This window comes from Geobacillus sp. YHL (assembly GCF_022341265.1).
Taxonomy (GTDB): Bacteria; Bacillota; Bacilli; order Bacillales; family Anoxybacillaceae; genus Geobacillus; species Geobacillus thermoleovorans.
Genome location: NZ_JAEIGB010000008.1, coordinates 104,506 through 118,708, shown reverse-complemented (window position 1 = coordinate 118,708; position 14,203 = coordinate 104,506). Strand labels below are relative to the sequence as shown.

At 54.3% G+C, this 14,203-nt stretch carries 14 protein-coding genes; all 14 read right to left on the bottom strand.

Features of this window, described 5'->3' with window-relative positions; translation table 11 throughout:
• Positions 1-12: 12 nt before the first annotated feature.
• The 14 genes from fliF to JCR24_RS09600 all read right to left on the bottom strand — a co-directional run bounded on the left by fliF (position 13) and on the right by JCR24_RS09600 (position 14,197).
• The gene (gene fliF, locus JCR24_RS09665) at positions 13-1,599 is read right to left on the bottom strand and encodes a flagellar basal-body MS-ring/collar protein FliF (RefSeq protein WP_238980518.1); all 1,587 of its coding nucleotides are present in this window, start codon (positions 1,597-1,599) and stop codon (positions 13-15) included.
• A gap of 81 nt (positions 1,600-1,680) precedes the next feature.
• On the bottom strand, positions 1,681-1,977 hold the full coding sequence (gene fliE, locus JCR24_RS09660; RefSeq protein WP_011230718.1) for a flagellar hook-basal body complex protein FliE: 297 nt from the start codon (positions 1,975-1,977) through the stop codon (positions 1,681-1,683).
• Positions 1,978-1,996: 19 nt separating this feature from the next.
• On the bottom strand, positions 1,997-2,449 hold the full coding sequence (flgC, locus tag JCR24_RS09655; RefSeq protein ID WP_011230717.1) for a flagellar basal body rod protein FlgC: 453 nt from the start codon (positions 2,447-2,449) through the stop codon (positions 1,997-1,999).
• A gap of 3 nt (positions 2,450-2,452) precedes the next feature.
• Complete coding sequence (gene flgB / locus JCR24_RS09650; RefSeq protein WP_011230716.1) at positions 2,453-2,842, bottom strand: flagellar basal body rod protein FlgB; 390 nt, start codon at positions 2,840-2,842, stop codon at positions 2,453-2,455.
• 196 nt (positions 2,843-3,038) lie between these two features.
• On the bottom strand, positions 3,039-3,818 hold the full coding sequence (gene codY, locus JCR24_RS09645) for a GTP-sensing pleiotropic transcriptional regulator CodY (RefSeq protein ID WP_033008156.1): 780 nt from the start codon (positions 3,816-3,818) through the stop codon (positions 3,039-3,041).
• Positions 3,819-3,834: 16 nt separating this feature from the next.
• On the bottom strand, positions 3,835-5,229 hold the full coding sequence (hslU, locus tag JCR24_RS09640; protein WP_238980517.1) for an ATP-dependent protease ATPase subunit HslU: 1,395 nt from the start codon (positions 5,227-5,229) through the stop codon (positions 3,835-3,837).
• A gap of 17 nt (positions 5,230-5,246) precedes the next feature.
• Positions 5,247-5,789, bottom strand: coding sequence for an ATP-dependent protease subunit HslV (gene hslV, locus JCR24_RS09635; protein ID WP_238980516.1), 543 nt, complete (start codon positions 5,787-5,789; stop codon positions 5,247-5,249).
• Between the two features lie 23 nt (positions 5,790-5,812).
• Positions 5,813-6,715 (bottom strand): tyrosine recombinase XerC, encoded by a 903-nt coding sequence (gene xerC / locus JCR24_RS09630; protein WP_021321701.1) that lies wholly within the window; start codon positions 6,713-6,715, stop codon positions 5,813-5,815.
• 95 nt (positions 6,716-6,810) lie between these two features.
• Complete coding sequence (gene topA / locus JCR24_RS09625) at positions 6,811-8,886, bottom strand: type I DNA topoisomerase (RefSeq protein ID WP_011230711.1); 2,076 nt, start codon at positions 8,884-8,886, stop codon at positions 6,811-6,813.
• 78 nt (positions 8,887-8,964) lie between these two features.
• Positions 8,965-9,846: a DNA-processing protein DprA gene (dprA, locus tag JCR24_RS09620; RefSeq protein ID WP_014195444.1), complete on the bottom strand. Its 882-nt coding sequence runs from the start codon at positions 9,844-9,846 to the stop codon at positions 8,965-8,967.
• Positions 9,847-10,169: 323 nt separating this feature from the next.
• Positions 10,170-11,072 (bottom strand): succinate--CoA ligase subunit alpha, encoded by a 903-nt coding sequence (gene sucD / locus JCR24_RS09615; RefSeq protein WP_011230709.1) that lies wholly within the window; start codon positions 11,070-11,072, stop codon positions 10,170-10,172.
• Between the two features lie 17 nt (positions 11,073-11,089).
• A complete protein-coding gene (gene sucC, locus JCR24_RS09610; RefSeq protein ID WP_011230708.1) occupies positions 11,090-12,250 on the bottom strand; it encodes an ADP-forming succinate--CoA ligase subunit beta in 1,161 nt (386 codons plus the stop codon).
• A gap of 115 nt (positions 12,251-12,365) precedes the next feature.
• The gene (locus JCR24_RS09605; protein WP_011230707.1) at positions 12,366-12,653 is read right to left on the bottom strand and encodes an EscU/YscU/HrcU family type III secretion system export apparatus switch protein; all 288 of its coding nucleotides are present in this window, start codon (positions 12,651-12,653) and stop codon (positions 12,366-12,368) included.
• Positions 12,650-14,197 (bottom strand): flagellar hook-length control protein FliK, encoded by a 1,548-nt coding sequence (locus JCR24_RS09600; RefSeq protein WP_238980515.1) that lies wholly within the window; start codon positions 14,195-14,197, stop codon positions 12,650-12,652. The genes JCR24_RS09605 and JCR24_RS09600 overlap by 4 nt, the downstream gene beginning before the upstream one ends.
• Positions 14,198-14,203 lie beyond the last annotated feature (6 nt).

Below are 14,203 nucleotides of genomic sequence, written 5' to 3'. Positions count from 1 at the left end.
ACGCCGTTCCCCCTACTCTTCCGATAGCCACGTTTTTAATAGTTTTGCAAACTCATCCGGCTTTTCTTTCGCCAGCCGCTCAAGCTGTCGACGGCGCAACGCTGCCTCCGTCTCCGGCGGCTCCGGCAAATCCGGCTCCGTCGAAAGCGGCGGAGTGAACAAGTGTTCTTCTTCCTCTTCCTCGTCTTCACGGCGGCGGCGCAGCCAGAGGAACAACAGCAAGGCAACGAGCAACAGCGCTCCTGCACCGGCCGCATACCACCACCACGCCGGCCGATCCGGCATTGATTCGGTGAATGTCGGCTTGCCGTTGAATTTTTGCACCGAAACGACGATGCGGTTGTTGATGTCTTGATCAGTGAGCGTTTGCGCCTCGCTTTTGTCAATTGACGTCCGAACGATCGTTCCTAGCAGTTTTTGAATATCATTGACCGTCTCGGGCGGCAGCGAGTTCGGATCATTAGGGTCAGGCGGCTCGACCATCACTTGGATGCCTAGGTCGCGGATTTTATATGGACTTTCGACGATTTGCTTTTTGATTTTGTTTACCTCATTGTTGATCGTCTCTTCGGTTCGTTCATAGTTGCCGTTTGTTGCGCCGTTTGCGTTTTGGTAGCCCGGCACTTCGTTCGCGCCCGTTCCAGCGGCGCCTCCGGGCGGCGCACCGCTCCCGGAGTACGTCTCTTTAATGCGCTGAACGCTGACGGCAATGCCCTCATTATTTTTCTCATCAACCGGGGCGACTAAGTTTTCTTCCCGCTTTTCTTGCGTAAAGTCAATGTCGGCCGTCACGGAAACGACGACTTTATCCTGCCCCATCATCGTGCCGAGCAGTTGCTGCACTTGGCGTTGAATGTCGCGCTCGATCTGCTTTTTGATTTGCTGCTGCGAGGCGAATGTCGTTCCTGTCGAATTTTCGCCGTCGTTTTTTAAATCGTAATACTCAAAAAACTGATTCATAATGACGATATTATCTGTAGAGAGATTCGGAACACTTTTGGCGACGAGATGATAGAGCGCTTTGATTTGCTCGTCGCTGAATTGATAGCCCGGCTTCGTCTTCAGCACGATCGAAGCCGAGGCTTCCCCTTTCTCATCGGAAACGAATACGCTCGGCTGCGGAAGGTTGATCATGACTTTGGCGTCCTCGACGCCGTCGATCGTCTTGATCAAGTTGGCGAGCTCCGTTTGCATCGCCTTCAGCTTCACCATATTGAACTCGTTATCCGTCATGCCGAAGCTCGCGTTTTGGCCGAAAAATGAATAGTCAATGACTCCACTGTTCGGGATGCCTTCAGCAGCGAGCTCGACTTTCAGCGCGTCCACTTGCTCTTTCGGCACTTTAATCGTCGTCCCGCCGTCCGCCACTTCGGCCGGAACGCCGCGCTGGTCAAGCGTTGCTTTAATTTGCCCCGCTTCTTGCGGCGACAAATTGCTGTAGAGGGGCACCATTTCCGTCCTTGTGGCGAAAAAGACGCCGACGCCAACGGCCAAAAGCACGGCCGCTGCCGCAGTGAGCACGAGCCATTTCTGTTTTTTTGTCCGTTCCTGCCAAAACGCGCGAGCGCGGCTCCACCACTCTTTCCATTTCCTTCTCATACAATTCCCCCGATGATCCAATACCTGCCGCCATAGCGCAACAATGGCGGCGGCTTCCGTATGTATTGCGATTCATTGCTGCTACAATGGCATGCGCATCATTTCTTGATACGCCTCGATCGCTTTGTTGCGGATCTCCAGCGTCAGCTGCAACGTGATGCTCGCTTTTTGCGCGGCGATCATCACATCATGCAACTGAACGTTCTCCCCGCGAACGAGCTTTTCCGTCAGCGCATCGGCTTGAATTTGCGCTTCGTTCACGCGGTTGAGCGCCTCTTTGAAAAATGCGGCGAATTGCTTTTGCGCCTCAGCCGGCTTCGCTGGGGGCGAAACGGCGGAAGACATCGTCAGCCCAATGCGGCTTGCTCCATCAATCATCGTTTATCCCCCTCGCATGCTATTTCCCGATCTCGAGCGCCTTCATGAGCATTCCTTTTGAAGCATTCAACACCGTAACGTTCGCCTCATACGAACGCGTCGCCCCGATCAAGTCCACCATTTCTTTCAGCGGGTCGACGTTTGGCAGACGCACATAGCCGTCGGCGCCCGCATCCGGGTGATTCGGGTCGTAGACGAGTTTAAACGGCGCCGGATCATCGACAATTTCGCGCACCCGCACTCCGCCGTCCACCGCGTCGGCACGGCCGAGCGCAGCCTGCAAATAGCCCGAAAACGACCCGCTGCGCGGTTCGATGATGACCATTTTGCGGCGGTACGGCTCCCATTCGCCGTTGACAAGGCGGGCGCGCGTCGTATCGACGTTAGCGATGTTGGAGGCAATCACGTCCATGCGCAACCGTTGGGCGGTCAACGCCGAAGCCGAAATGTTTAGACTTTGAAACAAAGACACCCGTTATTTCCCTCCTTTAATCACTGTTTTCAACGTTGTAAATTTGCCGTTGAGCCGCTCGATTAAGGCATTGTAATAAATTTGGTTTTCTGCTAGTTTTGACATTTCTTGATCGATATCGACACTGTTTCCATTATGATTGTAACTCACCGTTGTGTCCGTCGTCACGATGATTTTTCCATTTTGTTCGTTTGGAAACGAAAAATGCTTCGGATTCGTCCGTTTGGCCTCAAGCCGAAACGCCCGTTCCAATTCAGCCTGAAAGCGCACATCTTTCGCCTTATAGCCCGGCGTATCGGCGTTGGCGATGTTGTCGGCGATCGCCTGTTGGCGAAGCGCAGCGTAGCGAAGCCCTTGTTCAAGCCAACCGATCGTCGCTGAAAAGAGCGCCAATGGAATCCCCTCTTTTCTCCTATTTTTCGACAATTTCTGCTAGTTTTCATTTTACGGGAAAGAAAACCCAATGTATAGACGGAACTTGGTACTATTTTTCGACGATGCCATTACAGAAAAACGATGCCAAGGATGTTTGTCAAAACAAAAAACCCGCCGGGCCAAAATACCCAGCGGGCTTAGGCGGCTACGCCGTTCAGCTCGATTTCAATTTTTCAAGTTCGCTTAAAAACTTGTCGTTCAATACTTTAATGTACGTTCCTTTCATGCCGAGCGAGCGCGATTCGATCACGCCGGCGCTTTCTAGTTTGCGCAGAGCATTGACAATGACCGAGCGGGTGATGCCGACGCGGTCGGCGATTTTGCTCGCGACAAGCAGTCCTTCCGTTCCGTCAAGCTCCTCAAAAATGTGTTCGATCGCCTCAAGCTCGCTGTAAGAAAGGGAGCTGATCGCCATTTGCACGACCGCCTTGCTGCGCGCTTCCTCTTCGATTTCTTCCGCTTTTTCACGCAAAATTTCCATGCCGACGACCGTTGCGCCATACTCGGCCAAAATCAGGTCATCGTTATCAAACTCGCGATCAAGGCGCGACAAAATAAGCGTGCCGAGCCGTTCGCCTCCGCCGTTGATCGGAACGATCGTCGTCAAACCGGTTTTGAACAAGTCACGATTTTCCACTGGAAACGCCGTATATTCGCTATTAATATCGATATTAGGGGACGTTTCCGTAATGTTGAACAAGTTTTTCGTGTATTCTTCCGGAAACTGGCGCTCCTCAAGCATCCGTTTCATCCGTTCGTTTTCAATCGACTGTTTAATGGCGAAGCCAAGCAGTTTGCCGCGGCGGCTGACGACGAACACGTTCGCTTCAATGACATCGCAAAGCGTTTCCGCCATCTCTTTGAAATTGACCGGCCGCCCGGCTGCCTTCTGCAGCATGGCGTTGATTTTTCGTGTTTTCTCTAGCAAGTTCATCGAGTCCATCTCCTCCTCATAAAATAAATTCGCTCAAATCTTTGTTTTTGACGATGCTGCCGAGTTTTTGCTCAACGTATTGCGGCGTGATGACGACTTTGTCGAGCCCGATATCGGGCGCTTCAAACAGCAAATCCTCAAGCAGTTTTTCCAAAATCGTATGCAGCCGGCGCGCGCCGATGTTGTCGGTCGTCTGGTTGACTTCGAAGGCCACTTCGGCAATCTTACGAATAGCATCGTCAGAAAATTCAAGACTTATACCTTCTGTTGCCAAAAGTGCCTGATATTGTTTAATGAGCGCATTATTCGGCTCGACCAATATACTTACGAAATCGTCAACCGAAAGTTTCGCCAACTCGACGCGGATCGGAAACCGGCCTTGCAGCTCAGGGATCAAGTCGGACGGCTTCGCCATATGAAACGCGCCGGCGGCGATGAATAAAATATGGTCTGTTTTCACCGGTCCGTACTTCGTCATGACGGTCGACCCTTCGACAATTGGCAAAATGTCGCGCTGCACCCCTTCGCGCGAGACGTCGGCCGAGCCGGACACCGCCCCGCTGCGGGCAATTTTATCAATTTCATCGATAAAGATGATGCCCGACTGTTCGGCGAGGCGGACCGCCTCTTGCGTCACTTCATCCATGTCGATCAGTTTTTGCGCTTCTTCATTGATGAGCACCTTGCGCGCTTCACTCACTTTCAGGCGCCGCTTTTTGCGCCGCTTCGGCATGAGGCTGCTCAAGGCGTCCTGCATGTTCATCCCCATCTGCTCAATGCCTGCCCCTTGCAAAAAGTCAAACCATAACGGCGTCTGTTCCTCGATTTCAATCGTCACCATCTCGTTTTCCAACTGCCCGTTTGCCAACTGCCAAGCAACTTGGCGCCGCTTTTGTTCCACCTGTTCATCCTCATGGCTGTAGCTGTTGTCCGCTTGGGCTCCTTGGCCGCCAAACAGCAACTCAAGCGGATTTTTGATTGTCTGCTTTGGCTTGCCCGGAACGAGCAGTTCAACGAGCCGCTTGTTCGCCTGTTGTTCAGCTCGGTCTTTCACCTCGTTCATTTTTCGTTCTTTCACGATCCGAACTGACGTTTCCACCAAATCGCGCACCATCGATTCGACGTCGCGCCCGACATAACCGACTTCCGTAAATTTCGTCGCCTCAACCTTGATAAACGGCGCGCCGACGAGCTTCGCGAGACGGCGGGCGATCTCCGTCTTCCCGACCCCGGTCGGGCCGATCATTAAAATGTTTTTCGGCATTACTTCATCGCGCAGTTTTTCATCGAGCAAACTGCGGCGGTACCGGTTGCGAAGCGCGATCGCCACCGCCTTTTTTGCCTCTTTTTGCCCGACGATGAACTGATCGAGCTTTTCGACAATCTGCCGTGGAGTCAACGTTTCCGCCATCATCGGCCTCCTCCTTTTTACAGCTCTTCGACAATAATATGGCCGTTCGTATAAACGCAAATGTCAGCAGCGATCTCGAGCGCCGCCTTGGCAATCTCTTTCGCGGTCATCGAGCCGCCGGCGTACTTCTTCAACGCACGCCCAGCAGCCAACGCATACTGACCGCCCGAGCCGATGGCAAGCATGCCATCATCCGGCTCAATCACTTCGCCCGTGCCGGAGACAAGCAACAAATGCTGTTGGTCCATAACAATGAGCATCGCCTCGAGGCGGCGCAACACTTTATCGCTCCGCCACTCTTTCGCCAGCTCAACCGCCGCGCGCGGCAAGTTGCCATTCCATTGTTCGAGCTTGCCTTCAAACATTTCAAACAGCGTAAACGCGTCAGCGACGGAGCCGGCAAAACCGGCGAGCACGTTTCCTTGGAACAGCCGCCGCACTTTTTTCGCTGTATGCTTCATGACGACCGCATTGCCGAACGTCACTTGGCCGTCTCCAGCCATGGCGGATGCGCCGTTATGGCGGATGGCAAAAATTGTCGTCGCATGAAAGGCTCCCATCATTTCCCCTCCTTGCCTGCGGGTTACGCCCGCGGATGCGCCTGCAAATAAATATGCCGCAGCCGGTCTTTCGTTACATGTGTATACACTTGCGTCGATGACAAATGCGCATGACCGAGCAGTTCCTGCACCGAACGGAGATCGGCCCCTTCGTTGAGCAAATGAGTCGCAAACGTATGCCGAAGCACGTGCGGGCTGATGTTTTGCGTCAGCGCAGCGGCTTCGACAATCCGATCCAAAATATGGCGCACTCCCCGAGGCGTGAGCGGATTGCCTCGGGCGTTGACAAATAAATAGCGGTGGTCCGCCGGCAGCTTTCTTGTCAGTTCGCGTCGGCCCCTATGGATATACCGTTCAAGCGCTTCGCGGGCCGGACGGCCGAACGGAACGTAGCGCTGCTTGTTTCCTTTGCCGTGAATGAGCACGGTTTCCGCAACAAAATCGACATCAGACAGCTGTATGTGACAACATTCACTAACCCGAGCGCCAGTCGCGTACAACAACTCAAGCAGCGCCGCATTGCGCTGGCCTAGGGCCGTATTTTCATCATTGACAAGAAACAATGCTTCTAATTCTTTTGGGTATAAAAAATTAGGAATTTTTTGCTCTTTTTTCGGCAGTGTCGCGAGCGCAAACGGGTTTTCGGCCGCCCGCCCTTCGCGCAACAAAAACTTGTAAAAGCTGCGCAGACTCGAAATTTTGCGGGCGACCGAACGGCTGGCCAACTGTTGCTCGTATAGTTTCGTCAAATATAAACGAACGTCGCTGTAGGACACTTCATTGAGCGCGCCGATTCCTTCCTCATCCATAAACCGGAAAAACTGCTCAATGTCACGCCGGTAACACACAATAGTATATTGTGAATAATTTTTCTCGATTTGTAAATATTCCATGAATAATTGTAACGCAAGTTTCGAATTCTCCATCGCCTCACCCCGCAACGGCTACTACATCGTACCATATTCATCCGCATGAATGCAACTGTTTTTTTATAAAATTCTGAATTGTATCCGATGCCTATTCAAGCTTCTAGCCGCTCTTCATAGTCGCACGCCGTGCATTGCACTTGCACACCTTTTTTCAGCACTTTCTCCACAAGCAGCCCCGCGCATTTCGGACACGGGCGGGCGAGCGGTTTATCCCACGAGACGAAGTCGCAATCCGGGAAACGGTCGCAGCCGTAAAACACCCGCTTTCTTTTCGTGCTGCGCTCGACGATGTTGCCCTCGCGGCATTTCGGGCACTTGACGCCGATTTCTTTGACAATCGGCTTCGTATGGCGGCATTCCGGAAAATTCGAGCAGGCGATAAACTTGCCGAAACGGCCCATTTTGTACACCATCGGACTGCCGCACACCTCGCAGTCAATGCCGGCCGGCTCATCCTTAATCTCAACTGCGCGCATTTCTTTTTCCGCCACTTTCAACCGTTTTTCAAATTCGCGGTAAAACTCGTCGACGACTTTGATCCATTCCACTTTCCCTTCTTCAATTTCGTCCAATTCTTTTTCCATTTTCGCCGTAAACTCGACATCGATAATTTCCGGGAAAAATTCGAGCATCAGCTCTACAACGATTTCGCCGAGCTCGGTCGGGACAAACCGCTTGTTCTCAAGGACGACATAGTTGCGTTTTTGGATCGTATCAAGCGTCGGGGCATACGTCGACGGGCGGCCGATGCCGAGTTCCTCCAACGTTTTGACGAGGCGGGCTTCCGTGTAGCGCGGCGGCGGCTGAGTAAAGTGCTGCTTCGATTCGATCGTTTCGCTCTCAACCGTTTCCTCTTCTTCCAAATCCGGGAGGATACGGTCCTGCTCTTCCGTTTGATCGTCCGTTCCTTCAATATACACTTTCATAAACCCTGGAAATTTCACCTTCGAGCCGCTGGCGCGGAACACGACACCGTTGTTTTCCAACTCGACGCTCATGGTGTCAAGCACGGCGGCCGCCATTTGACTGGCGATGAACCGTTCCCAAATGAGTTTATACAACCGAAACTGGTCGCGCGTCAAATACGGTTTCACTTTGTCCGGATCGCGAAATGCCGATGTCGGGCGAATCGCTTCGTGGGCGTCTTGGGCGTTCGTGCTTTTCTTCTCTTTCCGCTTTTCCTGGTTGACATACATAGCGCCGAACGTCGCCTCGATATATGCCGCCGCCTCTTGCTGCGCCGTCTCGGCGACGCGCGTTGAATCGGTGCGCATATACGTGATCAAACCGACCGTCCCTTCGCTGCCAAGATCGATTCCTTCGTACAGCTGCTGGGCGATCATCATCGTCTTTTTCGTCCGGAAATTCAGTTTGCGCGCCGCTTCCTGCTGAAGCGACGACGTCGTAAACGGCGGCACGGGGCTGCGCTTGCGCTCTCGTTTTGTCACCGTTTTCACCGCAAATGCCGTTCCGTTTAAGCGGTCCAGCACGGCTTTCACATCCGCCTCCGTCTTTAAATCGCGCTTTTGTCCGTCAATACTGTAAAACGAGGCGGCAAACGTCTCTCCTTCTTTTTGAAACGTCGCTTGAATCGTCCAATATTCTTCCGGCTGAAATTCGCGAATTTCTCGTTCCCGATCGATGATGAGGCGCAGCGCCACCGATTGGACGCGGCCGGCGCTTAATCCTTTTTTCACCTTTTTCCATAAGAGCGGGCTGATGTTATAGCCGACGAGGCGGTCGAGCACGCGCCGCGCCTGCTGGGCGTCAACAAGATTCATATTGATCGCGCGCGGCTGCTGAAACGATTGCTGAATAGCATCCTTCGTGATCTCATGAAAGACAACGCGGCAATCAGAGTGAATGTCCAGATCGAGCATGTGGGCCAAATGCCAGGCGATCGCCTCTCCTTCGCGATCGGGGTCGGCGGCAAGAAACACTTTTTTCGCTTTTTTCGCCGCCGTTTTCAACTCTTTGATCACCTGGCCTTTGCCGCGGATCGTAATGTATTTCGGCTCGTAGCCGTGGTCTATATCAACGCCCATTTGGCTTTTTGGCAAATCGCGGACGTGGCCCATCGACGCTTTGACTGTATATTTTTTTCCCAAGTATCGTTCGATCGTCTTCGCTTTCGTTGGCGATTCGACGATAACTAAGTAGTCTGACATCCATCTTCCACCCCTAGGAGGTAAATTGAAATCTTCATTATTATTAATGATTATTGCCGCATTTGTCAAACATGTGCATTACACGTACGGGAATTCATCCAAAATGTCCGCCGCTTCTTGCACTAGTTTTGCCCCGTGCTGAATGAGCGTATTCGGCCCGGCGGATTCCGCCAAACCGATCGGGCCGGGGACGGCGAACACTTCCCGCCCTTGCTCAAGCGCATACGCGGCGGTAATGAGCGAACCGCTTTTTCGCTTCGCCTGCACGACAAGCGTGCCGAGCGACAGCCCGCTGATGATGCGATTGCGCGCGGGAAACTGCCATGCCTGTGGGCGCGTTGCCGGCGGATGCTCAGCGATGACCAACTGTTCGTTCATCAGCCGGGTGGCGAACGGTCGATGTTCTTTCGGATAAATGTGGTCCAGCCCACCGGCGATGACGGCGATCGTCGACCCGCCATGCTGGACGGCAAGTTGGTGGGCGCACACGTCAATCCCAAACGCGAGCCCGCTGACGATCGTAAAGCCGGCGGCAACAAGCGGCGGCACCAATTTGTTCAACGCTTCGATTCCTTCCTTCGTCGGCCGCCTCGTGCCGACGATGCTGATCAGTTTCCGCTCCTGAAGCAAAGCGGAGTCCCCCTTTGCATACAGCACCCACGGCGGGGCGTATATATATTTAAGCAGCGGTGGATAGTCGGAATCAAATACAGTGATCACACGAATGCACCGGCCCTTATATGTTTTTATCACACGTTGCACATCGATGGAATGCAAATCATGAAAAAAAGCGGTCCATTGAGCGTCGGAAAGCGGAACGAGCGGGCGGAGATCATGAGGAGGCAGAGAAAATGGAGCGGTGAGCGTCGGATCAGCCTTAAGCAAGGAATGAATCGTCTTCCATCCCGCCCCGCGGCAATGATGGAGATGGATAAGTCGGTCGCGGACCGTATCGTACATACTGCTCCCCTTTCTTTTTTCACCTTCAGCATATGGATCTATAGGTGCAACGAAAACGTTTAACATATCCTTGACGGAAAAGCCGCCTGTCTATTTTTTCGACTGTCGGAGGCAAGCCGCAGGCTTCCTCGTCACGCCTTGGCGTGACGGAAGACCGAACAGCCACACGCTTCACAGACCCATACATGGGTCTTTAAGCAGCGTTGTTCGGTCGCCCGACAGTCGATCCAATTGCTCTGTAAAAGCGGCAAATGGTAAAGCTTCAAATTGCATCTATAGCATGATATGCAACACCCCGCACGAGGACGTGCGGGGCCAAACCATTAGTGCGTTTTGCATTTTTCGTACAAGCCGCGTTCTTTCAGCACAGAAATGAGCGTTTCGCCGATGACGGCCGGCGTTTCCGCCACTTTAATGCCGCATTCGGTCATTTTTTTGATTTTCTCTGCGGCCGTGCCTTTGCCGCCGGAAATGATCGCGCCGGCATGGCCCATCCGTTTGCCCGGAGGCGCCGTTTGCCCGCCGATAAAGCCGACGACCGGTTTCGTCATGTTCGCTTTCACCCATTCGGCCGCTTCTTCTTCCGCCGTGCCGCCGATTTCGCCGATCATAATGACCGCGTACGTTTCTTCGTCTTCATTAAACGCCTTCAACACATCGATGAAGTTTGTGCCGTTGACCGGGTCGCCGCCGATGCCGACCGCCGTCGACTGGCCGATGCCGGCTTGCGTCAGTTGGTGAACGGCTTCGTACGTCAGCGTGCCGGAACGGGAAACAATGCCGACATGTCCTTTTTTATGGATATAGCCCGGCATAATGCCGATTTTGCACTCTTCCGGCGTAATGACGCCCGGGCAGTTCGGGCCGATGAGGCGCGTCTTTTTGCCCTCCATGTACCGTTTCACTTTCACCATATCAAGCACCGGAATGCCTTCGGTGATGCAAACGACAAGGTCGAGTCCCGCGTCGACCGCTTCCATGATGGCATCCGCAGCGAAGGCCGGCGGAACGTAAATGACCGAGGCGTTCGCTCCCGTTCTTTCGACCGCTTCCGAAACAGTGTCAAACACCGGCACGCCTTCGACTTCCGTGCCGCCTTTGCCCGGCGTGACGCCGCCGACGATGTTCGTCCCGTACTCGATCATCTGCTTTGTATGGAACAGCCCTTGCGAACCGGTAATCCCTTGCACGATCACTTTCGTGTCTTTATTGACAAAAACGCTCACGTGTCTCCCTCGCTTTCTTAACGTACTAGCTCGACGATTTTTTGTGCTCCGTCCGCCATCGATTCGGCCGCAATAATGTTTAAGCCTGACTCTTGCAAAATCTTTTTCCCAAGCTCAACGTTCGTTCCTTCAAGCCGGACGACAAGCGGAAGCGTCAAACCGACTTGCTTCGTCGCCGCGACGATGCCGCTCGCGATGACATCGCATTTCATAATGCCGCCGAAAATGTTGACGAAAATGCCTTTGACGTTCGGGTCGGACAAAATGATTTTGAACGCTTCCCTTACTTTTTCCTCGCTGGCGCCGCCGCCGACATCGAGGAAGTTGGCCGGCTCGCCTCCGTAATATTTGATGATGTCCATTGTCGCCATCGCCAAGCCGGCGCCGTTGACCATGCAGCCGATGTTGCCGTCAAGAGCGATGTAGTTCAAGTCGTATTTCGACGCTTCGACTTCTTTCGGGTCTTCTTCATCCAAGTCGCGGTATTCAAGGATGTCCGGATGGCGGTATAAGGCGTTTGAATCGAAATTCAGCTTCGCATCAAGCGCCATCACTTTGCCGTCGCCGGTGACGACAAGCGGGTTGATTTCGGCGATCGAGCAGTCTTTATCGACAAACACTTGGTACAAGCCCATCATAAATTTGACCGCTTGGTTGACGAGATGCTTCGGAATGTTGATGTTGAAAGCCAATCGGCGCGCTTGGAACGCTTGGAGCCCGACGGCTGGATCGATGTATTCTTTAAAAATTTTCTCCGGCGTTTTCGCCGCCACTTCTTCGATTTCCGTTCCGCCTTCTTCCGACCCCATTAACACGACGCGCGAGGTGGCGCGGTCGACGACAAGGCCGATGTAGTATTCTTTTTGGATGTCGCACCCTTCTTCAATCAACAGCCGTTTCACTTCTTTTCCTTCCGGGCCGGTTTGATGGGTGACGAGCACTTTGCCGAGCAATTCGCTGGCGTATGTACGGACTTCCTCGAGGCTTTTTGCCACTTTCACCCCGCCCGCTTTGCCGCGCCCGCCGGCATGAATTTGCGCTTTGACGACACACACCGGCGCGCCGAGCTCTTTCGCCGCTTCGACCGCTTCATCCACCGTGAACGCGACGCGGCCGTTCGGCACGCTCACACCATAGCTTCGCAAAATTTCTTTTGCTTGGTATTCATGAATGTTCATGCGCCAACCTCCTATGTATAAAATCAAAAAAGTCTTAGCGCTTTCATTTTATACCTAACATTTCGCGCTTGTCCACCGTTTCGCCGCAAAATTAAGAAAGCGGGGAATAGGAAAATTACCCCTTCCCCGCTCTTTCTCCTTTCGCTTCCTGATCAAGCTGATACAAAAACGCGAACAATTCAGCCACTAAGGCGTACAGCTCCTCCGGGATCATTTCGTTGATCTCCACTTTCCCCAGCAGCTCAACAAGCGTCGGATCTTGGCGAATCGGCACGCCGTGCTGCCGGGCGGCGGCGATGATCGCTTCGGCGACCTTGCCAACCCCTTTCGCCTTGACGATCGGAGCTGCGTCAAGTGCCGCATCGTAAGACAAGGCGACTGCTTTTTTCCGCTCCTCGTTCATGCTTGGCAATCCACCTCGCTGCAACTGTCGGCAAACAGAAAAACGGAAGGCGGAGGAGGGGCGGAACGCGTTGCCTTTACATCAATGCCTGAAAGCGCATAGCCGTGCGCCTGAAACCGCTCTTTGACAAGCGGAGCCATCCGAGCGGCAGCAACCGCCAACCGCGGATCATCGTGAAAAATGGAGATGTGGACGATCCGTCGTTGCACGCGCATATCAACGATCACCTCTCCCAGCTCTTCAAGCGTCAGGCAACAAACAATGCGGTTGTAATCGGCATCAAGCGGCCCGCCTTGTTTCCTCCTTCCTTGCCAGCACACAGCAAAATCGCTGCTGCGGCCGCCAAGCGGCAATGGAAACGAAATCCATACGTGCTCAATGAGCCCATCGCCGCCAGCAGCGATGGCCATGCCATCGAGCTGGTCGAGAATCGCTTCGGCCGCCCTCTTGGCCCCTTCGCTCCCCGATTCATGAAGAAAGCGAAGAAGCAGCCGTTTCAACGACGGGGCGGAAGGCAAATCCTCGATTTTCCCGACACGGACGAGCGCCGCCTCGTCCTCAAGCCCAAGCCGCACGGCCGCTCGCCTCAGCCAGCAAAACAGCGACAGCGCCGGATCTCTCGTCGCTCGAGCGGCCGCCCACAACTTCGCTTCCACGGCGGGCAGCGCTCCGCTTTGATAGGCAGCATCGAGAGCGGCCCACCGTTCCAAAAACGCCTCCTCGTCCGTCAAGCCGAGCTGCCGAATGATATCGGCAAACCGGCGGCATTGCACCGCCTCCCGAAGCGCCAAGCGGCGGTCCTCCGGCAACGGGGCGAGCCCAAGGCGGGCAAGAAGCGCGCGGGCCGTTTCGGCCTCTTCCTCCCCTGACAGCAACAAACGCACGGCCGCCTCGTAAGCGGACAGCGGCGGTGAAAGAAACTTCTCCATCGCCCGGATGAGCTTAAGCGCCGCCGGATGGGCGGAAAGGGCGGCAATGGCCGCTTTCAGTTTCCCCAAACCCTCAGCGAGCGGCACCCCGGTTTTGGCTGCCCATAGCGCGCGAAACACGGCTGAAGAGAACGGCAGCCGGCGGCGAAACAAATGGGCGAGCACGTCTTCGGCCGCGTCCGGCTGGCCGGTCTCTTTCACCGCTTCAGTCAGTGCGGCAATTTCCTCTTTCGTTGCAGCCGCGCCAGCTTTCAGCGCTTGGCGGAGCACCGGCAGCGCCGCATCCGGCAGTTTCCACGCTTTTTGCCACCGGCGCACCGCCTCTTCACCTGACGGAGCAGACGCCGGTTCGGAAAGGGGAATGGCTTTCCAATAAATTGTTCCTTGTCGTTCGTGAATTTCAAACAAATACAAACGTCCGACGGCAAGCGGCGCCTCCAAACGGGCGCGCACAAGCTGTCCGCCAGCGCGGACGAGCGCCGCCCGCTCCCCGGTTTCCATCTCCTCGACCCGCTCCACTCGGCCGACGACGGCCTGCCCCGGCTGAAACCGCCGGCTGGATGTCGCGTCGCGGACAGCGGTCGTTGGCATTGTCCGCTCCATGCGCTCGACCATTTCGTC

Bases quoted from the DNA above. Each gene is read 5' to 3' on its own strand.
- fliF (WP_238980518.1), bottom strand. From the start codon at position 1,599: ATGAGAAGGAAATGGAAAGAGTGGTGGAGCCGCGCTCGCGCGTTTTGG.
- fliE (WP_011230718.1), bottom strand. From the start codon at position 1,977: ATGATTGATGGAGCAAGCCGCATTGGGCTGACGATGTCTTCCGCCGTT.
- codY (WP_033008156.1), bottom strand. From the start codon at position 3,818: ATGAACTTGCTAGAGAAAACACGAAAAATCAACGCCATGCTGCAGAAG.
- hslU (WP_238980517.1), bottom strand. From the start codon at position 5,229: ATGGCGGAAACGTTGACTCCACGGCAGATTGTCGAAAAGCTCGATCAG.
- hslV (WP_238980516.1), bottom strand. From the start codon at position 5,789: ATGGGAGCCTTTCATGCGACGACAATTTTTGCCATCCGCCATAACGGC.
- xerC (WP_021321701.1), bottom strand. From the start codon at position 6,715: ATGGAGAATTCGAAACTTGCGTTACAATTATTCATGGAATATTTACAA.
- topA (WP_011230711.1), bottom strand. From the start codon at position 8,886: ATGTCAGACTACTTAGTTATCGTCGAATCGCCAACGAAAGCGAAGACG.
- dprA (WP_014195444.1), bottom strand. From the start codon at position 9,846: ATGTACGATACGGTCCGCGACCGACTTATCCATCTCCATCATTGCCGC.
- sucC (WP_011230708.1), bottom strand. From the start codon at position 12,250: ATGAACATTCATGAATACCAAGCAAAAGAAATTTTGCGAAGCTATGGT.
- JCR24_RS09605 (WP_011230707.1), bottom strand. From the start codon at position 12,653: ATGAACGAGGAGCGGAAAAAAGCAGTCGCCTTGTCTTACGATGCGGCA.
- JCR24_RS09600 (WP_238980515.1), bottom strand. From the start codon at position 14,197: ATGGTCGAGCGCATGGAGCGGACAATGCCAACGACCGCTGTCCGCGAC.